The organism is Peribacillus frigoritolerans, from assembly GCF_040250305.1.
In the GTDB taxonomy this organism is placed as follows: domain Bacteria; phylum Bacillota; class Bacilli; order Bacillales; family DSM-1321; genus Peribacillus.
Window position 1 is genome coordinate 323,884 of sequence record NZ_CP158190.1, and the last position, 22,601, is coordinate 346,484.

Annotated in this window: 18 protein-coding genes and 1 pseudogene; 14 read left to right on the forward strand and 5 right to left on the reverse strand. The window is 39.3% G+C overall.

Features of this window, described 5'->3' with window-relative positions; all coding sequences use genetic code 11:
- Positions 1 to 120 precede the first annotated feature (120 nt).
- Positions 121 to 2,040: an ABC transporter ATP-binding protein gene (locus ABOA58_RS01675; protein ID WP_350300964.1), complete on the reverse strand. Its 1,920-nt coding sequence runs from the start codon at positions 2,038 to 2,040 to the stop codon at positions 121 to 123.
- Positions 2,041 to 2,172: 132 nt separating this feature from the next.
- Between ABOA58_RS01675 and moaC the strand changes: the two genes are divergently transcribed.
- Positions 2,173 to 2,679, forward strand: coding sequence for a cyclic pyranopterin monophosphate synthase MoaC (moaC, locus tag ABOA58_RS01680; RefSeq protein ID WP_350300965.1), 507 nt, complete (start codon positions 2,173 to 2,175; stop codon positions 2,677 to 2,679).
- 33 nt (positions 2,680 to 2,712) lie between these two features.
- On the forward strand, positions 2,713 to 3,372 hold the full coding sequence (locus ABOA58_RS01685) for a redox-sensing transcriptional repressor Rex (RefSeq protein WP_034306345.1): 660 nt from the start codon (positions 2,713 to 2,715) through the stop codon (positions 3,370 to 3,372).
- A 29-nt stretch (positions 3,373 to 3,401) separates the two neighbouring features.
- Here ABOA58_RS01685 and ABOA58_RS01690 read toward each other — a convergent pair whose 3' ends face one another.
- Together ABOA58_RS01690 and ABOA58_RS01695 are read right to left on the reverse strand one after the other, a co-directional pair.
- Positions 3,402 to 3,614 (reverse strand): YdiK family protein, encoded by a 213-nt coding sequence (locus tag ABOA58_RS01690; protein WP_034306342.1) that lies wholly within the window; start codon positions 3,612 to 3,614, stop codon positions 3,402 to 3,404.
- Positions 3,611 to 4,336: a CPBP family intramembrane glutamic endopeptidase gene (locus ABOA58_RS01695; protein WP_350300966.1), complete on the reverse strand. Its 726-nt coding sequence runs from the start codon at positions 4,334 to 4,336 to the stop codon at positions 3,611 to 3,613. The genes ABOA58_RS01690 and ABOA58_RS01695 overlap by 4 nt, the downstream gene beginning before the upstream one ends.
- Positions 4,337 to 4,670: 334 nt before the next feature.
- Between ABOA58_RS01695 and groES the strand changes: the two genes are divergently transcribed.
- A complete protein-coding gene (gene groES, locus ABOA58_RS01700) occupies positions 4,671 to 4,955 on the forward strand; it encodes a co-chaperone GroES (protein ID WP_101225604.1) in 285 nt (94 codons plus the stop codon).
- A 59-nt stretch (positions 4,956 to 5,014) separates the two neighbouring features.
- Positions 5,015 to 6,652, forward strand: coding sequence for a chaperonin GroEL (groL, locus tag ABOA58_RS01705; protein ID WP_101225605.1), 1,638 nt, complete (start codon positions 5,015 to 5,017; stop codon positions 6,650 to 6,652).
- Between the two features lie 566 nt (positions 6,653 to 7,218).
- Here groL and ABOA58_RS01710 read toward each other — a convergent pair.
- Entirely contained in the window at positions 7,219 to 9,678 is a 2,460-nt protein-coding gene (locus ABOA58_RS01710) for a SpoIID/LytB domain-containing protein (RefSeq protein ID WP_350300967.1), read from the reverse strand.
- A gap of 451 nt (positions 9,679 to 10,129) precedes the next feature.
- On the opposite strand from ABOA58_RS01710, the gene ABOA58_RS01715 reads away from it, so the two are divergent.
- Both ABOA58_RS01715 and ABOA58_RS01720 read left to right on the forward strand, forming a co-directional pair.
- Entirely contained in the window at positions 10,130 to 10,450 is a 321-nt protein-coding gene (locus ABOA58_RS01715; protein WP_350300968.1) for a ribonuclease E inhibitor RraB, read from the forward strand.
- 85 nt (positions 10,451 to 10,535) lie between these two features.
- Positions 10,536 to 10,691 carry a hypothetical protein gene (locus ABOA58_RS01720; protein WP_350300969.1) on the forward strand — a complete coding sequence of 52 codons (156 nt, stop codon included), beginning with the start codon at positions 10,536 to 10,538 and terminating at the stop codon, positions 10,689 to 10,691.
- Positions 10,692 to 11,022: 331 nt separating this feature from the next.
- Here ABOA58_RS01720 and ABOA58_RS01725 read toward each other — a convergent pair.
- Positions 11,023 to 11,100, reverse strand: a pseudogene (locus tag ABOA58_RS01725) (IS6 family transposase); the annotation flags it as partial.
- A gap of 199 nt (positions 11,101 to 11,299) precedes the next feature.
- Here ABOA58_RS01725 and ABOA58_RS01730 point away from each other — a divergent pair.
- From ABOA58_RS01730 to ABOA58_RS01765, 8 genes are all read left to right on the forward strand, one after another.
- Positions 11,300 to 12,640 carry a sensor histidine kinase gene (locus ABOA58_RS01730; protein ID WP_350300970.1) on the forward strand — a complete coding sequence of 447 codons (1,341 nt, stop codon included), beginning with the start codon at positions 11,300 to 11,302 and terminating at the stop codon, positions 12,638 to 12,640.
- The gene (locus tag ABOA58_RS01735; protein WP_350300971.1) at positions 12,637 to 13,272 is read left to right on the forward strand and encodes a response regulator; all 636 of its coding nucleotides are present in this window, start codon (positions 12,637 to 12,639) and stop codon (positions 13,270 to 13,272) included. The genes ABOA58_RS01730 and ABOA58_RS01735 overlap by 4 nt, the downstream gene beginning before the upstream one ends.
- 432 nt (positions 13,273 to 13,704) lie before the next feature.
- Complete coding sequence (locus ABOA58_RS01740; protein ID WP_350300972.1) at positions 13,705 to 15,036, forward strand: peptide MFS transporter; 1,332 nt, start codon at positions 13,705 to 13,707, stop codon at positions 15,034 to 15,036.
- A gap of 373 nt (positions 15,037 to 15,409) precedes the next feature.
- On the forward strand, positions 15,410 to 16,117 hold the full coding sequence (locus ABOA58_RS01745; protein WP_350300973.1) for a hypothetical protein: 708 nt from the start codon (positions 15,410 to 15,412) through the stop codon (positions 16,115 to 16,117).
- A gap of 2,081 nt (positions 16,118 to 18,198) precedes the next feature.
- Positions 18,199 to 18,420: a hypothetical protein gene (locus tag ABOA58_RS01750; RefSeq protein WP_350300974.1), complete on the forward strand. Its 222-nt coding sequence runs from the start codon at positions 18,199 to 18,201 to the stop codon at positions 18,418 to 18,420.
- 511 nt (positions 18,421 to 18,931) lie between these two features.
- Positions 18,932 to 19,663, forward strand: coding sequence for a GntR family transcriptional regulator (locus tag ABOA58_RS01755; protein WP_048687535.1), 732 nt, complete (start codon positions 18,932 to 18,934; stop codon positions 19,661 to 19,663).
- Positions 19,656 to 21,200: a gluconokinase gene (gene gntK, locus ABOA58_RS01760; protein WP_350300975.1), complete on the forward strand. Its 1,545-nt coding sequence runs from the start codon at positions 19,656 to 19,658 to the stop codon at positions 21,198 to 21,200. The genes ABOA58_RS01755 and gntK overlap by 8 nt, the downstream gene beginning before the upstream one ends.
- Before the next feature lie 18 nt (positions 21,201 to 21,218).
- The gene (locus ABOA58_RS01765; RefSeq protein ID WP_137020236.1) at positions 21,219 to 22,565 is read left to right on the forward strand and encodes a GntP family permease; all 1,347 of its coding nucleotides are present in this window, start codon (positions 21,219 to 21,221) and stop codon (positions 22,563 to 22,565) included.
- Positions 22,566 to 22,601 lie beyond the last annotated feature (36 nt).

The following is a 22,601-nucleotide window of genomic DNA, read 5'->3' on the forward strand; positions in this document are numbered from 1 at the left end:
GTGGATAATGTGTATAACTCAAATTATTGGCTAGTGAACGGTAAGTGGTTTGTTAACAAGTTTGTGGATAACTTTTTGATTTGAAGTGAAAAAGACCGAGTCGATTGACCCGGTCTTTTGTCATTCTTCCAGTTCAGCCCATTCTTCGAGCAGCTGGTCCAATTTTTCCTGTGCATTATCAAGCTTTGTTTGGACTTCCATCACTTTTTCGTGGTCCTGAAAAACATTTGGATCGCAAAGGAGGTCATTATATTCGCTTATTTCGGTTTCAAGACGCTCCATGGCTGCCTCGATTTCCTCAATGCGCCGTTTACGCTGGCGTTCTGCTTTTTTTGCCTCTTTATCAATTTTGTAATTTGTTTTTTCTACAGCTGCATCTAAAGTTTTAGCCTGATCCTGCTGTTCAAGAGCTTGGATTTCCGCTTGCTCCTGTTTCTTCTCTAAATAGTAATCATAATCACCGAGGAATTCTTCGTTGCCGTCTTTGGAGAGCTCTATCACTTTCGTTGCTATCCGATTTATGAAATAACGGTCATGTGAGACGAAAAGAATAGTTCCCGGATAATCGATCAATGCGTTTTCAAGCACCAATTTACTATCGAGGTCCAAATGGTTCGTTGGTTCATCAAGAATTAAAAAATTACCTTTTTGCATCATCATTTTGGCTAGAGCAAGCCGAGCCTTTTCGCCCCCGCTTAGTGTGGAAACGGTTTTCAAAACATCGTCCCCGCTAAATAGGAAATTACCGAGTACGGTGCGGATGTCCTTTTCCGGTTTAAGGGGATAGTCGTCCCATAATTCATTGAGTACCCGTTTATTGGAAACAAGGTTAGCCTGTTCTTGATCGTAGTAGCTGACTTCTACGTTCGTTCCAAAACGGAAATCCCCAGAAAGTGCAGGCAGCTTGGAAATGATCGTTTTCAATAAAGTTGATTTTCCAACTCCATTTGGGCCAACAAGAGCTATGCTCTCTCCTTTTGTCATCCGGGAATTTATATTCCTTGATACCGTTTCCCCTTCGTATCCGATAGCCAAGTCCTGGAGGTGGAGTACTTCATTTCCGCTTTGCCTTTCAATCTGGAAAGAAAAATTCGCGGATTTTTCATCACCTTGCGGCTTGTCCAATACGTCCATCTTTTCGAGCTGTTTGCGTCTGCTTTGTGCTCTTTTCGTGGTGGAGGCCCTTGTGATATTACGTTGGACAAAGTCGCGAAGCTTTTCGATTTCCCCTTGCTGCTTCTCGAACAGTTTCATGTCCCGCTCATAATCTTCGGCTTTTCCCTCTAGGTAAGAACTATAATTACCATGGTATTTTTTCATGTTATTCCGGGAAATCTCATATACCAGGTTTACTACTTTATCTAAAAAATAGCGGTCATGGGAAACAATGAGCACAGCTCCCTGGTACCCTTGTAAATATTGTTCAAGCCAAGATAGGGTTTCGATATCCAAATGGTTCGTCGGCTCATCCAGAATCAATATATCCGGTTTCCTTAAAAGCAGCTTTCCTAAAGCAAGCCTTGTTTTTTGCCCGCCGCTTAAAGTGGAGATTGGGGTAGAATAGTCAAAGTCAGCAAACTGAAGCCCATGCAATACGGAACGGATATCTGCTTCATATTGATAACCGCCCTTCTCTTTGAATGCCACCATCAAAGTGTCGTATTCATTCAGCACTTTTTGGTAAATCGTTTCGTTTTCAAAGACGTCAGGTCTGGCCATATCAGCCTCAAGGCGACGCAGTTCCTTTTCCTGCTCTATAAGGTCCGTGAATACGGTCAGCATCTCATCCCAAATGGTCAGTTCGGATTCCAATCCCGTATCCTGGGCCATATAGCCGATTGTGACGCCTTTTGGTTTGATAATTTCACCGCCATCATGGGAAAGGTGCCCGGCTATGATTTTTAGCAGAGTGGATTTTCCGGCGCCATTTCGGCCGACAAGAGCAATTCGATCTTTATTTTGAACTTCGAGCTTCATATTTGATAAAATAAGTTCAGCTCCATAATATTTCGATAGTTGATTGATTTGTAATAAAATCATAGATTTCACCTCAATTGATTATAGTTAGTGTAACGTATTTTAGTTATTATCGGCAACAGCTTGGTTCCATGGTAAACAAAAGCTGTTACATAAAGTGGAATAATAGTGTATGATTTAGGAGGGGTTACTTAAATGGGAGACTTAACGCATTTTAATGAACAGGGCAGGGCCAAAATGGTCGATGTGAGTGCTAAGCCTGAAACAACCCGGACGGCAGTGGCTCAATCGAGCATTTTATTGAATGATGAAATATATGAATTGGTCACGAATCAGAAAATGAAAAAAGGTGATGTACTGGCTGTTGCACAGGTTGCAGGAATAATGGCCAGCAAAAATACATCCAATATCATTCCGATGTGCCATCCCATTGCTCTGCAAGGGGTCAATATAGCCTTTGAGTGGGAAAAAGAAGAACAAGGATACAGGCTTAGGATTGAAACGGAAGCTAAGACAAAAGGAAGTACAGGTGTGGAAATGGAAGCGTTAACAGCTGCATCCGTGACTGCCTTGACAGTTTATGACATGTGTAAGGCCATTGATAAGGGAATGGTGATCGGGCCTACATTCTTAGTGGAGAAAACAGGCGGAGTTTCCAGTAACGATTATAAAAGACAAGTAAAACAAACAGATAGAGATTAAGTTGAAAAGCATGTGTGAAGGCGGGGAAGAACAATGAACCATGACCCAAAGATACCGCAGGCAACAGCCAAAAGGTTGCCATTGTATTATCGATTTTTAAAGAACTTACATTCCTCAGGCAAACAAAGAGTTTCCTCTGCAGAGCTAAGCGAAGCTGTAAAAGTGGATTCTGCCACCATACGCCGTGATTTTTCCTACTTTGGCGCGCTTGGGAAAAAAGGCTACGGCTACAATGTCAATTATTTATTATCCTTCTTTAGAAAAACACTAGATCAAGATGAATTGACCAAAGTCGCTTTAATCGGGGTAGGAAATTTAGGAACCGCTTTTTTAAATTACAATTTCATGAAAAATAATAATACAAAAATTGAAATGGCTTTCGAAGTTTCTGAAGAAAAAGTCGGCAAGCGAATAGCTGATGTGCCCATCTATCATATGGATCAAATCGATACACTATTGCAGGAAAATAATATCACTGCGGCTATATTGACAGTGCCGGCACAGGTAGCCCAGACGATAACCGATCGTTTAGTCAAAGCTGATATAAAAGGAATATTGAATTTTACACCTGCAAGGCTGACCGTGCCTCCATCAATAAGGGTTCACCACATTGACCTGGCCGTGGAGCTTCAGTCGCTCATCTACTTCCTGAAACATTATCCTGTTGTGGAAGAAGCCGCTTTGGAGGAATGAAAAAAACGCTGCATCTTTGCAGCGTTTTTTTATTTTTTCTTATTTTTTTGTGCGGCTTTAATCTTAAAGTGCAGCATGATCATGCGTAAGCCCGATCCAAAGTCAAGAGTCGCAATAAGGACAAGTATGTAGGCGAAGAGCCCCCATCCAGAAGAATTGACGGTTTGAATCGCGATAGCGGTAAAAAGAGCTCCTAAGCCTGCATAGATGATGCCCATGAATAAGGGTGATTGACGTTTCATAATAAACCTCCGATGAAGGCCTGTGCAGTATCTATCATCTTCTCTATATCCTCCCGATATACCACTTGAAGGATGATAACAAGCGTGTTCATCGCAATATGAGCGCTCATTGATACGAGAATGCGGCCTGTTTTTGCATAAAGGAAAGCAAAAGTGAAGCCCATTGCCGTATATAAAAGAAGATGTTCAAATTCACCATGCGCCAAGCCGAAAATAACTGAGCTGATTAAAGCTGAAATAAAGAAGTTAAAGCGTTTATGAAGTGATCCGAAAATGATTTTCCGGAAAATTAATTCTTCCAATATAGGTCCAATTACTGAAGTGACGAAAATGACCATGGGGACTTTGTAAATGAGTGAAATGAGTTGCTGCGTATTTTCAGATTCAGACTCCACCCCAAGCATCTGTTCAATGCTGCCGGCAATGCTTTGCGCAAAAAGAGCCATGAACACTCCTGCAATTGCCCATAATATGGACATGGAAACGGAAGTTTGATTTCTCGTGTCCAACTTTTCCCTCATATCTTTTCTCATTAAAAAAAGAATCAAGAATAAAGCAGCGAGAAAACTGAAAACTATCCAGTATGCTGCAGATTTCACTTGGAGTTCATCAGCCGGCATTCCGGTATAAGACCCGATCAGCATGAAAATGGGTACCCCAACAATACTGGATAATTGCATGGCAATATAGGTGATGATGACGAACCAATATTCTTTTTTCAAAAATGAAAACTCCTTTTATAGTCACCCATTCCGCTCGGAACGTTCCTGATATGGGGACAAGCTATAAACGCATACTCCAAAATGGTATCAAAAATTGAGGCAGAACACCACTTAAAGGTACCCCTAACGAAACATTTAAATAACTTTGTTAAGGAAATCATTATGCTAAAGTAGTTTACCCGTAATTTATCAGAAATTAATAAAAAATTTTCAATAAGATACTTGCAAAAAAGGCTCGGTTTATTTAATATTATAAATGTGTTAGCACTCGATGATGAAGAGTGCTAATAATCATGTAACAAATTATCAAGAGAATATGAGGAGGTTGTTTCACTTGTTAAAACCATTAGGTGATCGCGTTATTATTGAACTAGTTCAAACTGAAGAAAAAACTGCAAGCGGTATTGTTCTTCCTGATACTGCTAAAGAAAAGCCGCAAGAAGGTAAGGTAGTAGCAGTTGGTACTGGCCGTGTCCTTGAAAATGGCGAACGTGTTGCTTTAGAGGTTGCCCAAGGCGATCTAATTATCTTCTCAAAATATGCAGGTACTGAAGTTAAATACGAAAACACTGAATACTTAATTTTACGTGAAAGCGACATTCTAGCTGTTATCGGCTAATTATACATCATACTTAACTGAACGAAAATTTTCTTAAAATTTTAGGGAGGTACTTATAAATGGCTAAAGAAATTAAATTTAGTGAAGAAGCTCGCCGCTCCATGCTTCGTGGTGTGGACGCACTTGCAGATGCAGTTAAAGTAACGCTTGGACCAAAAGGTCGTAACGTGGTTCTTGAGAAAAAATTCGGTTCACCGCTTATCACTAATGATGGTGTGACGATCGCTAAAGAAATCGAATTGGAAGATGCATTCGAAAACATGGGTGCGAAATTGGTTGCTGAAGTAGCAAGCAAAACAAACGACGTAGCTGGTGACGGTACAACGACTGCAACGGTTCTTGCACAAGCGATGATCCGTGAAGGTCTTAAAAACGTAACAGCTGGTGCTAACCCAATGGGTATCCGTAAAGGAATCGAGAAAGCGGTCAATACTGCAATCGCAGAATTGAAAGCCATTTCCCAACCTGTTGAAAACAAAGAGTCAATCGCACAAGTTGCTGCCATCTCTTCAGCTGATGAAGAAGTGGGCCAACTGATTGCGGAAGCAATGGAGCGCGTTGGTAACGACGGCGTCATCACAATCGAAGAGTCCAAAGGTTTCACAACTGAATTGGACGTAGTAGAAGGTATGCAGTTCGATCGCGGATATGCATCTCCATACATGGTTACTGATTCAGATAAAATGGAAGCTGTACTAGAAAATCCATATATCTTGATCACAGATAAAAAAATCACGAATATCCAAGAAATCCTTCCTGTACTTGAGCAAGTTGTACAACAAGGTAAACCGCTATTATTAATTGCTGAAGATGTAGAAGGCGAAGCGCTTGCAACTCTTGTTGTGAACAAACTTCGTGGAACATTCAACGCTGTTGCGGTTAAAGCTCCTGGATTCGGTGACCGTCGTAAAGCAATGCTTGAAGACATCGCAGCTCTTACAGGCGGCGAAGTAATCACTGAAGAAATCGGACTTGACCTTAAATCTGCAACAATCGATTCATTAGGCCGTGCGTCTAAAGTGGTTGTTACAAAAGAAAATACAACGATCGTTGAAGGAGCTGGAGATACAGCTCAAATTCAAGCTCGTGTAAACCAAATCCGTGTTCAATTAGAAGAAACAACTTCTGAATTCGACCGTGAAAAATTACAAGAACGCCTTGCTAAATTAGCTGGTGGCGTAGCGGTAATCAAAGTCGGTGCAGCTACTGAAACAGAATTGAAAGAACGTAAACTTCGTATTGAAGATGCATTGAACTCCACTCGTGCCGCTGTTGAAGAAGGTATCGTAGCCGGTGGTGGTACAGCACTTCTTAACGTATACAATAAAATCGCTGAAATTCAAGCGGAAGGCGACGTAGCAACAGGCGTGAAAATCGTTCTACGTGCCATCGAAGAGCCTGTTCGTCAAATCGCTCACAATGCTGGACTTGAAGGCTCTGTAATCGTAGAGCGCCTTAAAGGCGAAGCAGTAGGCACTGGCTTCAACGCAGCTACTGGGCAATGGGTGAACATGATCGAATCCGGTATCGTCGATCCTACTAAAGTAACTCGTTCAGCTCTACAAAACGCTGGCTCTGTAGCAGCTATGTTCTTAACTACAGAAGCTGTCGTTGCTGACAAACCAGAACCTGCTGGCGCTGGCGGCATGGGCATGCCTGATATGGGCGGCATGGGCGGCATGGGCGGCATGATGTAATCATCGCTTAAATCCCTTAATATAGGGGTTTAACGAGGATTCATAATGAGTGCTCACCAAACATGTGAATATCTTTAAAGTTGAAGGCCTCCTACAGTTTACTGTGGGAGGCCTTTTCTTCAATATTTTTTGTCATATGAGCGTAATTGTTCATAGTAGTGTTTATCAGAATGCCCTAATCTTCTTGAATCTCATTTACGCCTCCCCCAGCTTCAATGTGAAGGGATGTATCTCCTCATAAAACAACCGCAATTTTTATTCACCTTTAAAATAATTCCCATATTTTTTCAGGTGCACGATTTCTTTTCACTAGCTGGGAAACTAATGTTTACCATGTTAGGGGAATCGCTGAGAACGGGAACTGATGATAAAAGAACGGCTAAAGGACGTGCAAGAGCAAAGGCCCAATGGTATAATAAATCACCAGAAAATTCCCATTTTGATCGATCTTTATTACCACAGTACAGTATCGGAAATAAATTTATAAAAGTAGACCATGACTTTATAGAAAATCATGGTCTTTTCAATGCTCTAAATTTTGATGCCCGTTTCACTGATCGAATTCGTTATCGGACGTTCGTTAGGTATTTTTCGTGCACATAACCTGTTCCCTTACCGTACTGAATTTTGTACCAAGAGTTGCTCTTATTAATTACGGTAACGATTTGGTTTTTCTTCAAAGAGCCAAGAACTTTCCCTGATGTGGATGGCTTGGAACGGACATTCAATTTCGTAGCATTGACCTTACCAGTCATATTCTTCGCTGCCGGTTTGTTTAATTTGTAGGAAGCAGTCGTTGACCGTTTGTTCTTGCTTGGATCTATCGCTGTAATGGTAAACGTATACTTTCCGTTCGATGCCTTTGATACATTCCATGATGCACTTTGGACACCGGAATTTTTATTAATATTATTGGTCAGTGTCGCCACGGTTTTGCCTTTTGCATCTTTTACTTGAACGGTTACCTTCGCCTTTTCGTTAATCTCATACTTCAAATCAACTTTACTCGTTTTTGGATCATATGAGGTTTTTATATTCTTAATGGAAGGTGCCGTTGTATCGGGTTTTGTTAATGTAAATGGAATCGTTGTTGAGCTTTTATTTTTACTGCTGTCAATCGTTGTAATTTCAAATGAGTACTTACCGTTCGAGACCTTCGATACATTCCACGATGTCCATTGGATACCGGCATTTTTCTCTACATTATGGATTGGAGCAGCTAGGATTTTGTCTTTTGCGTCTTTTACTTGAACGGTAACCTTTGATTTTTCATTGATCTCATACTTCAGGAAAACCTTATTCGTTTTTGAGTCATATGAGGTATTTGTATTATTAATAACTGGAGCCATTGTGTCAGGCTTTGTTAATGAAAATGGAACAGATGCTGAACTTGTATTATCACTACTATCAATCGTTGTAATTACAAAGGTGTATGTACCGTTGTTTACCTCTGATGCATCCCAAACAAGTAATTGCGATCCTGGTGGCTTTTCGTCCCCTTTAACAAGAGAAGCGATGATTTGCTCTTTTGCATCCTTAACTTCCACTGTCACATTCGCTTTTTCATTCGTATCAAAGGTTAATTTGACTTGTTTTGTTTTAGTATCGTAATACGTTTTTATATCATTAATTGTTGGTGCTGTTTCATCTTTAGGTGCAGGGTCCGGAACTGGTGTTGGGATTGGCGTTGGAATGACAGGTGCCGGTTCCGGCTTTACTGGTTCTACATCTTCAGGTTCTGGCTCATAAGCTTGTTTTAAGCTTGTCCCTTCATAATAGAAAGCAAGAATCTCACGATACGTTTTTCCCTGTTCGCCAGCCTTTTTCGCACCATACTGACTTAGTCCGACACCATGGCCAAAGCCCTTGCCTGAAACGTTAATCGTATCCCTTGCAGTATCCACTTTGTCTACTAAAAAGCTTTTCATGAAGCTCAAACCGATAATGTCTCTAATTTTCGAAGCCGTTACATCTTCTAATATTACACTTTGCTGTAGCGCTTTCCCCTTTTCTTTCACCATAAATTCAATCGTAATACTTCCTTTACTCACCCTGCCGCCACTTGTTGGTGCGTGAAGGGATAGGAAAGGGACAGCCGTAATTTTAATGTCTTTGCCGGTATATCCATTTTTCTGTAGCCATGCTCTTATATTAGAAATTACTGGTGTTTGTTCAGCTTCCTTCGTATTAGCCCACCATGTATCTGCTTTTGTAAGATCTAAGTTTGTAAGATCTATTTGTTGCTTTTTTACACTAAAACTCCAAACAGCTTGCGGATCATATGGATCGTCTTTGACCATTAAATATGGTAGCTCTGTACCAACCCAAACATTTTTGTTGGACTCGGTTTTCCCTCCATTGCTAGAGGAAAAAAGTGCATCTGAACCTATATGTAGTTTATCACCATAACCAATGACCTGACCTTCTGTTGCTTTGACAGCTTTTGTTGAGTTTTCGTGCCAAGTGTAGCCACCGTATACCTGGTAACTCATTGTGTCATCGGGCGTTCTGTTGATGTAGCTCATCGCATAGGTTCTTGCCGCAACAGCCTGTGCCTTTAGGGCTTCCTGATTCCATAAAGCCGGCATTTCAGCTGGAACAACCCCTTTTATATAATCTTCAAGACCAATTGAGTTATACGGACGGATGAATTTCCCATCTTCCATAATAAAACGGAAACTACCTAAGTATGTACGGCCATTAATAGAAAGTGGACCGTTCCCTGTTTCAGGTTTCACTTCAATCTCAGAAGCTTTGCCTATTTCTTTTGAATCTGTCAGAACAACAATGTCCGTACCGCTGACCCTCAACGTATACTTCTTGTTCGATTCTAGTTTTACATTTGCTAGATTCGTAGTGTACGTGACATCCGGTTCGACGGTAATCTCAGATTTGTTACCAAGATAGTCTTTTAATTTAATCTCAATGATCGGATCGGCTGCCGCCTTAACGGGTATTTCTGGAAGCAAAAATAGCATGAGAACGAGTGTAACAAACATCCATATTCCATTCTGTACCTTTTGCATTGAATAACCTCCTCTGAATTTAGAGAAATATCTAAATAATAGTATAACATCCATAAATATACACTAGAAGATATTTTACTATTGTAGAGGTCCCACCTAATCGCCATTACCAGTACTACCAGTAAAAGATGAAAAGACGGCATTCGAGTTATATTCATATGTTTTTTTAAAAAATCTTTAAATGAGTGAGAAAAGGCATTTTGTAATATTATTCCATATTTTCGTAAATTACTAATTTCTGATTGCGATGATATCCCATCGATTAATTTCGTAGGAGGGTTAAAAAGTTTAAAGCATTTTTCCTTTGATGGGACAACCGTATTAGATGGTGATTTAAGTGCATGCCTTGGAATTGAATATGTTAATTTTACAGATTATTCCCATAATAGAAAAGACTTCATGTATGATTGAATTAATTACAGTATAAATAAGGTATAAGGAGTTGTTACGAGTGAATTTTCCAAAAGATGAAGACGGTGAAGTGTTGGAGTTGCTTTATAAAAGTGGGGTTGATTTTAATCAAAACCATGTTGTAGATTTTTTTGTTGCTGTACCAAATCAAAAACTCGGAGAAGAACTTCTGATACAATTAAAAGGAAAAGAGTTTGATTGTGAACTAGAACAAGATGAAGAAACAAAAGAATGGACATGCTTTTGCTCGAAAGAAATGTTTTTAAAGTATGATGAAATAATAGAAGTGCAAAAACGCCTTGATGAATTAAGTAAGCCATATGGGGGATATACTGATGGTTGGGCAACATTTGGTGATTAAGGTAGATAAATGATTGATAAGAATTGATGTAGAAGCAGCTAAACTGCTTCTTTTTTTATATGCCTGTTTTTTTGGAGTTGTATAAATGAAGAAAAGTTTAGCAAGTGTATATCCGGAATCGGACAATGAATGGGACTATGAATTAAACGGGGATATAAAGCCTAATGATGTTCCACCAAAAGGAAGACAGCATGTAGGTAAAGATGCAAAGAAGAGCATCCAAGTTATTAGGATAAATTAGCATCTAGATCTAATGGAACAGGAGCCCCTGTAATATCAATTGATTTATGAGGCTATTTTATTTCACCTGATATGTGAATATCTTTAAAGTTGAAGGCCTCCCACAATTTACTGTGGGAGACCTTTTCTTTGATATTTGTATTTTGAATGTCCTAATCGTTGTTGAATTTTTTTAATTCCTGCACCATGTATGCGTATGCCTGAATGGATGCAACGTAATTTTCTTGTTGTTTTGCGGTGACTTCTTAAGAAGACGTTGTAACCGTATTGCAGGCAGTTTTTACACTAATAATTTGTTAGAAACAAAGATTCCTGGCATAGAACGGACTCGCTTTCCGGACTCTCTTATCCAACTCAGGAACATATTGATGGACCCAACACATAATGGTTGTGTGAGCTATGGATAAGCCAAAGCGAGAATAATAATTTTTAGAGATTACTTGCAAGTTGTTCGAGCATTAGAACCCATTTTTTATAATTTTCATAATTATGATGAATTGCGTATAATGAGATTATGCAAGGGTATACATAAATTTAAATAAATACGAAATGAAAGAATGGTTATCATTCTATTCTATAAGCAATTAATCTATAAAAGGTGAAATGATTATGATAGCTGGTCTTATGAAGTCTTGGACAATATGGATGAAAATTGGAGTAATTTTATTCGGGGTATTCTTACTGTCGTGGCTGGGTCCTGACGAAATCGGTCTTACGGATTTGCTTATTTCATTAAGAGAAGGTGAAGAAACAGGAAATAAGTTAATGCTTGCCGTTTTTTTGTTAATTTCTTTAAATACAGTTTTAGCTTTGTTTCATTATATTGGCGCACTGCTGTTGGGAGACGAAATCGGTGATCGTTTAAACCGTCCATGGTTAAAAATCATCATTCCTCTTATTGTTATTCCTCTCGACTATATCGTGATAAATGCTTATTATTCTTTAACATACTCATTTAGCGCATATGCGTTGTTATTGTTGTTAGCCATCTTATTATTGCAAGCCTTTGAAAAGGATAGGCTAAAGCCAATTATTAAAACGATTATTTGTTCGCAATTAATCTTTGGGATTGAATGGCTGAATGAGATTCCTTATTTATCCCAATATGGATTTGGCCAAGGGTCGATTTCAAAGGAATTAAAAGATATAGCGGTTCAAATTGGATTTGAGCAATCTTTAACATTGTACAGTTTAACTTTGTGTTTAATTTTTGTTATTAATGCTGTTATTTTAGCTGTGTATTTTTCATTAGCTGAACAAAGGTGGCGGATAAAGCAAGAGCTTCATTATGCGCAGTTAGAAGCAATGCAGTCAAGATCAGGACGAGAAGCACTATATCTGGTCCATGATTTAAAAACTCCTCTCACAGCAATTGAGGGGCTAAATTCTTTAATTAGTTTGAAAGTGGACGATTCTAAAATTAAAGAATATTGTCAAAGGATTTCATCATCGATTCATTCCGTTAGCGACATGATTTCCGAGATTTTATATGATGATAAAAAACATTGGTGCCGTATAAAAGATTTGGTTGAATACGTCGAAGCAAGCAGACTGAGCGGGACAAATCTTAATCTGAAGGTAGACTTTCAAACAGATCCTGAAATTAAAATTTTAATAAATAAAATCCGAATGACAAGGGCATTAGTGAATTTAATTGACAATGCTTACGATGCAGTGAATGGAATAGAAGATGGCCAGATTTTGCTTAAGGTAAAAACCTATGAAAATGAACTTTGGTTGGGCGTATCAGATAATGGGAAAGGGATTTCACCTAAAGAGCAGGAGAAAATATGGAAAGCTGGGTTCAGTACGAAATCGCATCCAGGGATGGGGTTGGCCTTCGTGCGACAAGTTGCTGAAGGACATGGTGCATCTTTAGAAATTGACAGCAAGCTTGGGCATGGGACAACAATTTGGATTAAACTAGCTGAGGGGAGTGTGTCAAGATGAACATTTTAGTCATTGATGATGATGCATCAATTCAATATATGCTAAGTGAAATTTGTGAATTTGCCGGCTGGAATGTAGATACGGCTAACAACGGAAAAGAAGGGTTAAATGTGTTTGCGGAAAAAGGAGCAGATGTTGTTTTAGTTGATTATCATATGCCGGAAATGGACGGAATAAAAACAGTGGGTGAGCTTCGTAAACTTAATGCCGATGTTCCGATTCTTGTATTAACAGTTGATGAACGACAGGAAATTGCTGATCGCTTTCTTGAAGCAGGCGCAACGGATTTTGCGTTAAAGCCTGTAAAAGCGCCTGATTTGATTTCAAGAATTCAACTGCATGCTCGCCTTGCAAAATTAACTCAATCAGCTCCGCAGCAAAAATCCAGTGAAGAAAAGGATGTATTTGTAACAAAGGGAATTAGTAAGAGAACACTTTGTCACGTTAGTGATTTTCTGCATTCTAATCGTGAACCTTTTTCTGTTGATACAATTTCTAAAGAAGTTGGTTTGGCTTATCCGACCGTCTATCGCTATATTATGCATTTACTTGATGAAGGAAAAGTGGAAACTATTGTGAGTTATCAAAAAATAGGAAGACCGAAAAATTTATATCAATGGATTGTTGACTAAGAAACTGCCTTAAAACAAGGTAGTTTTTTTTATTATAATGGGGGTCTCCGTTGCTGCACAGGCCGCTAATGCAATAGGACTTTTTTTCTTTTTTTTCTGTGTTTTTATATTTTCTGATAATATAAAATTATTTTACAACACTAAATATTCTTTGAAATTTAAATGCCTTCATTAAACATCTTCGAATAAAATGAATGAATTTATAAGTTAATGCTCATTTAGATTTTTGCTATTTGATTCTTTTTGCACCAGAATCAAAATAAAAAAATGTAAACGCTTACTGATGGTGGGTTGGATGGCATGCGTCGCCATCATCGTAAAGGCGTAGGTGGAACAAGATCAATCATTTGTAAATAAAAACCATGCAATTATTTGTGAATGTAACGATTGGTGGATGGTTCAATATTTAACCATATTTAGGGGGACTTTATTATGCAGGCACTATTAAAAGATGATGTTCAGCAGCCAAACCAGTCCAGGAAAAAGCATCCTCCAGGACTGTATATGCTGTTCGCGACTGAAGCATGGGAGCGCTTCAGTTATTACGGAATGAGAGCAATCCTTGTTCTTTACTTAACGGCAACTGTTGTAAACGGCGGGCTTGGAGTCGACAAATCTACGGCTATGGGCATATACGGATTCTTTACCGGGGCCGTTTATATTACGCCAATGATTGGCGGATACTTGACTGACCGTTTCATAGGCAGAAGATTGGCGATCACGATTGGCGGTATTTTAATGGCGCTTGGTAACTTTTCGCTATTCGCAAGTCAGAGTTTGACAGCGCTTTACATTGGTCTTGGTTTATTGATTATCGGTAATGGTTTCTTCAAGCCAAACATCTCGACAATTGTTGGTGATCTTTATGAAGACAACGATCCGCGTCGTGATGGAGCTTTCACCATCTTCTATATGGGTATTAATGTTGGGGCTTTCTTCGCACCATTAGTAGTTGGCCTTATGAGCTATAAATATGGGTTCTTGACAGCAGCAATTGGCATGATTGTAGGGCAGTTAGTTTTCAACTTATTAGGCAATCGCTATTTAGGTGATATCGGTAAAGAACCTACTGGCAAACCGGAAGTTACTGCTGGTCAAAAATCAGCTGCACCGTTAACGAAAAGAGAACAAAAACGTACAGCGGCCATCGTTATTTTGGCAGTCTTCGTTATTGCGTTCTGGGCCGCTTTCGAGCAGGCAGGAAGTTCATTGACATTGTATGCCAATGACCAAATTGATCGGAATGTATTTGGTTTTGAGATTCCAACTGCCTGGTTCCAATCATTGAACCCATTATTCATCGTGATTTTAGCGCCAATTATGTCTGCTTTATGGTACAAGCTTGGCAGCTCAAAACGCGGTGACTTAAAAACTCCAACGAAGATGGCTCTTGGTTTAGTCACTGTTGGTTTAGGTTTCTTAGTACTGCTTCCTGCCGTTATGTACACAGGAAACGATACAGCGCTGAAAGTAAACATCCTGTTCATGATTGTAACGTATTTCCTTCATACGTTAGCCGAATTAATGATTTCACCAGTCGGTTTATCAATGGTAAGCAAAATTGCTCCAATCAAGCTTGCCTCTCTTCTAATGGGAGTATGGCTGGCAAGTTCCGCGGTAGCTAATATGGTAGCCGGCCAGTTAGCTGCATATACGCAGTCTTTAGGTTACCTGGAAATCTTCAGTGTAATTGGCTTTGTAACAATTGGTTTAGGTATTGTATTGTTGTTTCTTTCGAAGCCAGTAGCAAAGCTTATGAAATAATGAGAAAAGGAGCTGACCCAAAAGGCATATAATGTGCCGTTTGGGTCGAGCTTTTTTTATTGTAAAAAAATAATAGAATCGGTCCAAACTGGAGGAGTCTCCACAGCGACCCAAACCAGAAAAGAACGATTCTCTGAAGTTTTACCAAGCGTCAGGCCCAACCAGATGTAACATCCACAATGGGTAAGGATAGATAGAGGCTATGAAAGAGAAGGAAGGTAAGCGAATAGATGATCTAATCCTATATGGAAACAGAAGAAAGGAAATCTTATCACTATCCCTAACGACTTCTGGATAGGCTATACTTATCTAGACAGAAAATTTAAGGTCAGGTAGACTACAGATACAACTAGTTATAGAAAAGAGGTCCGATATGCGACGCGATATACAACTGAATGAACGAGCTTTCTCTTCCAAGGAAGTGGCAGAAGAAGTGGGGATTGCAACTCCCACTGTTCGAAAGTATGGACAAATCTTAGAGCGGAATGGATATGAGTTTTTGAAAGATGGAGATCGACGTATCTTTGTTAAATCTGACATCGGAGCACTTATAGCGCTACGCGATACAGACAAGCCCCTAGACGATACAGCTAAAGACCTTGTATATCAACAAAAAGAAAGATTAGAAGGATCCAATGAAACACAGATAGCGATACCCGATACATATGAAAATTCACCCCACGACCCCAATCAATTAAACGAGGTCTTAATGTTTTTAGTCAATGAACTCGCAGCCACACGTGAAATGAATGTCCAACTGACAAACGATATGTCACAGCTTAAAACAAAGGTTTCCCGGCTCCAGCAAGATCATCATGTTATAAGTTCTAGTATTGGAAATTCAGCGCAAAGAACTAATTCTAAAATTGAACAATTAACTGAACAACAAAATACCCATTACGAAACATTGCTGGAACAAGAAAAACAAAAAAGTGAACTCTTACAAAAAGAAATACAAAATATGCGGGACGAACAGAAAAAAGAATGGAATTCACAAAATGAATTTAATAAACGTTTAGAAGAGGCTATACAAAAACGTTCCGAAAAATGGCGGGCGCTTTTCTCCATATTCAGAAAATAAGGTGACTGTTAAGGTTTATTGCCTAGCTGTGTATTGATTTGTGGAAGCAAATTATTGATGAAGAAACATTTGATAAATATTTTTTAAATAAATAATGATGGATAAAAGCATTGAGATACGAATCCATAAAACTTTTAAAAAATCATAGTGCCATATATGATTAGCGTAACTGAAAAACAGAATTAAGAAAGATTATTTCAACTTTACAGGATTTGGCACCTGTTATGTAAATGCTCGGCAATACCAATGTAGCGGACGTTCTACCAAAGGCTCAATTGAAATTCATTGGGGATTTGTTTAAGCGATATGTATCTAAAACAAAATAGGCAAGCAAAAAAGGCATGTTTGATAAAATGGGAGTTGAGGAGGTTGAAAACTTGCATTCAAAAACAAGAGTCATCCTTACTAGAGGTGCTCCAGACAGGGATTGACCGGCTCTTTTTTTGTGTGTTCGTATCGCTGGGCGATATAACTTGCATATAAATTCGACCCTTTAGGTTTAATAGAAAAGCGGCGTTGATGCAAACATGATATACATCCGAATGAACGAGTATTCTTTTCTTAGGAAGTGGAAGAAGAAGTCGGATGCACACCCACTGTTCAAAAGTATGGTCAAAACTTAGAACGAAACGGATATGAGTTTTTTAGATGGTGGTTGCCTATCTTTAATCAATCTGACATCGAAGCGCACATAGCGATACGCGATACGCGATACGGGCAAGTCCCTAGAGGGTACAGCTAAAGACCTTGTGTATCTACAAAAAGATAGATTAGAAGGAACCGATGAAACAGAGATAGCGATACCCGGTATAATGACAACTTAACCCATAATTCCAAACAAATAATGAGATTTTAATTGTTTTAACCAATAACTTGCAGCTACGCTTGTAATGAACGATCCACTGACAAACGATATGTCTCAGCTTAAAACAACGGTTTCCCAGCTCCAGCAAGATCTATGTCCTCAATAGTGTTCCTCAAGAAAGGGCCTTATCGGTTCTTTTTTTTGTATCGTATCGGTGGGCGATATAACGTGAAAATAAATCCACAGAACCTTCATCTTTAATAGAAAGGAAGGTCCGATATGCGACAGGATATACATCCGATTGAATGAGCATCCTCTTCCAAGGAAGTGGCAAAGAAGTGGAGATGCAAAATCATTATTCGAAAGTATGTTTAAAACTTAGAGCGAAGCGGATATCGATTGTTAAAATATGTAAATTATCATACCTTCGTTCAATCCGATATCGAAACGCTTAAAGTGTTACGCGATACGGGCAGCCCCCTAAACGATATAGCTAAAGACCCTTGCATCAAGAAAAAGTAAGATTAGAAGGCACCAATGAAACAGAGATAGCGATACCCGATACATATGACAATTTAACCCATGTTCTCATTCAATTAAAAGAGAGCTTAATTTTTTAACCAATGAATTCACAGCTACACGTGAAATGAACATCTAACTGACAAACGATATGTCACAGCTTAAAACTGAACAACAAAAAAACCATTACGAAGCATTACTTCAATAAGAAAAAGGATTCATTACCTTTATTTTAGTCTCCTTTACGATATTCAGGTGTTAATTTCCGTTAATAACTATTTAAACCTAAGGCAATTAAATCAAAAGTAGAAATTCCTTTGTTCCAACTATTCGGAGTCACTATTTTCAAATTTCAACAATTTCCCGAGAAATATCTACAAATTCTGAGTAGATATCGACAAAATAATACTCCTTATCGGACTTTTGCAAAAAGCTTTCTTTAGCAATAATTACTGCATTTAGCTTCTATATTATTTAGCCCTTACCAAGAGACAGGCCTCTAGAGTAAGAAGTTTTCTTTCCTGCTCCTATGAATTACAAACAAAAAAGCAGTGATCCCAATTTTCGGGATGCACTGCTTTTTTGTTTGTAGATATACTACGCATTCATAATTAGCTCGATAACTTCTTACCATTCCGTAAATCAAAATCAGCAAAATCCTGAACCCTTTCGATTATACCAACCAAGAAAATGTAGGAAGTGCTCCTGCGAAGGTTATACAAGCAATAGGGTAAGTGCAGGAGCAAAATTACCGCCCTTGGCCAGGAAGCCAATCACAATCGGAATAATAATTGATGCAGTACCACCAATGAAATTGAATGTACCTCCAGCAATTCCAATCAGCCGTTTTGGGGCAAACAATGAAACAAACACCCAGGTGATTGAAGCGGAACCGTTTCCAAAAAAGGCGATAATGAAAGCGTATGTGCTTGAGAAGAACACATCTTTCAGGACTAAAGAAATATACAGGGGTGAATGAGGGACAACCTACGATAGTACTGAAGGCAGCTAAATCGCCGCGAGTAGCGACCTGTGCTCGCTCGAACATCACAACAAGACCTAGAAGCAAGTCAAAGAGAACAAGGCAAGGCCGAAGACAAACAAGCGGGTTTATCAGTGATAGCTTTTTTTATAGGTAAATGAGGGCTATCTGGAAGGCAGCTAGATCCCCGCGGGTAGCAACCTATACTAGCCAACCAGTAACGTGCAATCTCTAATAGGGTACTAACCTCATCAACGGGCAAAGTCTGTCCAAAATGACGTTGGATTCATTCATTAGTTGTTCGGAGCAGCAGCTTAATCCCTTGGTTAACAGATATTACCACCCTGTGTTTCTACATTATTTTTGGCCCCAGAACCTTCTAAACTCCCAATAAACTTTGACTATATTAACGAGAATCTAGTTGAATTCAAAAAACTTGCATTACTAATTATTTTAAGATTATAATACTTGTATACAAGTGTACTTGAACTCTAATAGAGGTGAATATATGGCTGAATCAAAGGAATTTCTTTATCCTGTAAAATGGCTTTCAAAAGCTTCAGCTGGTGATCGTGTTACATCCGAGCTTAGAATGCGTATTATTTCGGGGATGATTGAAAGCGGTGCCATCCTTTCTGAAAATAAATTAGCTGCTGATTTTGGTGTAAGCCGCTCACCAGTTCGTGAAGCGTTAAAAATACTGGCCTCTGAAAATATCATCCGATTAGAAAGAATGGGTGCGGTTGTCATTGGTTTAACAGAAAAAAAGTATGCCGAAATTTATGATGTACGTATACTCATCGAAACGTTTGTATTTGAACGTCTAGTGAGGATGAACACGAATGAATTAGTAATGGAACTTAGTAAAATATTGGAAATGATGAAAGTGTCCATAAAATACCTGGATGCGGATGAGTTTTCCTATCAGGATGTCCTATTCCACGAAACGATCATTCGCTCCATCGATCATTCCTACATCCTGATGATCTGGGATAATTTAAAACCTGTAATGGAAAGTTTGATTCTTCTATCCATGCGCAGTCGTTTTAAAGAAAAGTATGAAGACTTTACACGGATCATAAATAATCATCAACTTTATATTGATGCGATCAAAACAAAAGATCGAGACATCATGATTAAGTCTTTACATGAAAACTTTGATGATGTTCAAGGAAAAGTTGAAGACTTATGGATGGCCCAACAGATGCTTTCAAAAGGAGTCGAACAAGAAAATGACTAGCTATATGTTAGGAGTAGACATCGGTACAACAAGTACAAAAGCTGTATTATTCACGAAAAAAGGCGATGTCATCCAGCAAGAGAATATTGGCTATCCTCTTTACACACCGGATATGACAACGGCGGAACAAGACCCTGAGGAGATTTTCCAGGCTGTTCTGAAAGCCTTTTCAAATATAACGAAGCAGCATCCAGATAAAAAACCATCATTTATTTCATTTAGCAGTGCGATGCATAGTGTTATAGCTATGGATGAAAATGACCAGCCGCTAACCGCTTGCATCACTTGGGCAGATAATCGCAGTGAAGCTTGGGCCCATAAAATAAAGGATGAATTAGATGGGCATGAAGTTTACAAGCGAACCGGAACACCGATTCACCCGATGTCACCATTATCCAAGATCACCTGGATCGTGAATGATCGCCCTGAGATCGCAACCAATGTTAAAAAGTATATCGGGATTAAAGAATATATCTTTAAAAAGTTCTTTGATCAATATGTTGTCGATTATTCCCTTGCTTCATCGATGGGGATGTTGAATCTCAAAAATTTGGATTGGGATGAGGAAGCCCTAAGAATTGCTGGAATAAGGCGTGATCAATTATCTGAACTCGTACCGACAACAAAAATCTTTAACAACTGTGACCCGGATTTAGCCAAACAGATCGGGATTGACCCAGAAACTTCTTTTGTCATTGGGGCAAGTGATGGTGTCCTTTCAAATCTAGGTGTAAACGCTATCCGGAAAGGTGAAATCGCTGTCACGATTGGGACGAGCGGTGCGATTCGGACGATTATTGACGAGCCGAAAACAGACGAAAAAGGAAGAATCTTTTGCTATGCCTTAACGGAAAAGCATTGGGTGATTGGCGGGCCGGTAAACAATGGCGGAATGGTCCTTCGCTGGATTCGCGATGAATTTGCTTCTTCCGAGGTGGAAACGGCTAAAAGACTCGGAATCGACGCTTATGAAGTCTTGACCAAGATTGCCGAACGCGTAAGACCAGGCGCTGATGGATTGTTATTCCATCCATATCTTGCAGGAGAGCGTGCACCATTATGGAATCCGGACGTAAGGGGTTCATTTTTCGGATTAACACTGTCGCATAAGAAAGAACATATGATTCGAGCGGCTCTAGAGGGAGTCATTTACAATTTATACACCGTATTTTTGGCCTTAACCGAATGCATGGACGGTCCCGTGACCCGAATTCAAGCTACGGGAGGCTTCGCAAGGTCGGCTGTTTGGCGGCAAATGATGTCAGATATCTTCGAATCGGAAGTCGTGGTTCCAGAAAGCTACGAAAGTTCGTGCCTCGGTGCTTGTATATTAGGGTTATATGCCACTGGTGAAATTGATTCCTTCGAAGTAGTTTCTGAAATGATAGGCAATACCCACAAGCACACACCGAAAGCTGATTCTGTAAAAGAATATAGGCAGCTACTGCCGATTTTCATTAACCTATCAAGGGTATTGGAAAACGAATATACACAGATTGCGGATTATCAAAGAAACTTAATAAATGCTGCAAAGTAAAGACATGGGGGGATTACAATGCCATTAGTTATTGTCGCTTTAGGAATTGTCGCTTTATTAATTTTAATAATGGGCTTAAAATTAAACACCTTTATTTCCTTGATCATTGTATCGTTTGGAGTGGCATTAGCACTTGGGATGCCACTTGACGGAATTGTCAAAACCATTGAAGCTGGATTAGGCGGAACACTTGGCCACTTAGCGTTAATCTTTGGACTTGGAGCGATGTTGGGTAAGTTGATCGCAGATTCAGGCGGAGCGCAACGCATTGCCATGACCCTTGTTAAAAAATTCGGTGAAAAGAATATTCAATGGGCTGTCGTGGCAGCGTCATTTATTATCGGTGTCGCATTATTTTTTGAAGTGGGCTTAGTATTATTGATTCCAATCGTTTTTGCGATTTCAAGAGAATTAAAAGTTTCGATATTGTATCTTGGTATTCCAATGGTAGCGGCATTATCCGTAACACACGGTTTCTTACCGCCGCACCCAGGACCAACCGTTATTGCTGGTGAATATGGTGCAGACATTGGTCAGGTTTTACTTTACGGCTTCATCATTGCGGTTCCAACCGTTATTTTAGCTGGACCAGTATTTACGAAGATAGCCAAAAGATTAGTACCTGAATCATTTACGAAAACAGGCAGCATTGCCTCTTTAGGAGAACAAAAATCATTTAAACTTGAAGATACACCTGGATTTGGGATCAGTGTATTTACCGCCCTACTTCCGGTTATATTAATGTCAATTGCTACGATTATCACTTTGATGCAAAAAACAATGGGATTTGAAGATAATGGTTTATTGGCAGCTATCCGTTTCATTGGCGAAGCAGGTACTTCCATGTTGCTTTCCTTATTATTTGCGGTCTATTCAATGGGATTAGCAAGAAAGATTCCAATGAAAGATATTATGGAATCTTGTACATCAGCGATTCTGCATATCGGAATGATGCTCTTGATCATTGGGGGCGGCGGAGCCTTCAAACAAGTATTGATCGACGGCGGTGTAGGTGACTATGTAGCTGAGTTATTCAAAGGAACATCATTATCACCGATCTTGCTTGCCTGGATCATCGCGGCAATCCTGCGTATTTCATTGGGATCTGCTACCGTTGCAGCCTTAACGACAGCTGGTTTAGTTATTCCGATGTTAGGTCAGACGGACGTTAATCTTGCTCTAGTTGTACTTGCTACCGGAGCGGGAAGTTTAATCGCTTCACACGTTAACGATGCTGGTTTCTGGATGTTTAAAGAGTATTTTGGTTTAAGCATGAAAGAAACATTTGCAACGTGGACTTTGCTTGAGACGATTATTTCAGTAGCTGGATTAGGATTTATTCTATTACTAAGCTTATTTGTATAGGCCTTTCCCGGCAGTAAATCCCCCACTTATGGCAGG

What these genes read in the sequence shown, in the direction of transcription:
- ABOA58_RS01735 (WP_350300971.1), top strand. Translation starts at nt 12,637, where the DNA reads ATGAACATTTTAGTCATTGATGATGATGCATCAATTCAATATATGCTA.
- ABOA58_RS01755 (WP_048687535.1), top strand. Translation starts at nt 18,932, where the DNA reads ATGGCTGAATCAAAGGAATTTCTTTATCCTGTAAAATGGCTTTCAAAA.
- ABOA58_RS01675 (WP_350300964.1), bottom strand. Translation starts at nt 2,040, where the DNA reads ATGATTTTATTACAAATCAATCAACTATCGAAATATTATGGAGCTGAA.
- ABOA58_RS01685 (WP_034306345.1), top strand. Translation starts at nt 2,713, where the DNA reads ATGAACCATGACCCAAAGATACCGCAGGCAACAGCCAAAAGGTTGCCA.
- ABOA58_RS01765 (WP_137020236.1), top strand. Translation starts at nt 21,219, where the DNA reads ATGCCATTAGTTATTGTCGCTTTAGGAATTGTCGCTTTATTAATTTTA.
- ABOA58_RS01740 (WP_350300972.1), top strand. Translation starts at nt 13,705, where the DNA reads ATGCAGGCACTATTAAAAGATGATGTTCAGCAGCCAAACCAGTCCAGG.
- ABOA58_RS01730 (WP_350300970.1), top strand. Translation starts at nt 11,300, where the DNA reads ATGATAGCTGGTCTTATGAAGTCTTGGACAATATGGATGAAAATTGGA.
- moaC (WP_350300965.1), top strand. Translation starts at nt 2,173, where the DNA reads ATGGGAGACTTAACGCATTTTAATGAACAGGGCAGGGCCAAAATGGTC.
- ABOA58_RS01720 (WP_350300969.1), top strand. Translation starts at nt 10,536, where the DNA reads ATGAAGAAAAGTTTAGCAAGTGTATATCCGGAATCGGACAATGAATGG.
- groL (WP_101225605.1), top strand. Translation starts at nt 5,015, where the DNA reads ATGGCTAAAGAAATTAAATTTAGTGAAGAAGCTCGCCGCTCCATGCTT.
- ABOA58_RS01710 (WP_350300967.1), bottom strand. Translation starts at nt 9,678, where the DNA reads ATGCAAAAGGTACAGAATGGAATATGGATGTTTGTTACACTCGTTCTC.
- ABOA58_RS01745 (WP_350300973.1), top strand. Translation starts at nt 15,410, where the DNA reads ATGCGACGCGATATACAACTGAATGAACGAGCTTTCTCTTCCAAGGAA.
- ABOA58_RS01690 (WP_034306342.1), bottom strand. Translation starts at nt 3,614, where the DNA reads ATGAAACGTCAATCACCCTTATTCATGGGCATCATCTATGCAGGCTTA.
- gntK (WP_350300975.1), top strand. Translation starts at nt 19,656, where the DNA reads ATGACTAGCTATATGTTAGGAGTAGACATCGGTACAACAAGTACAAAA.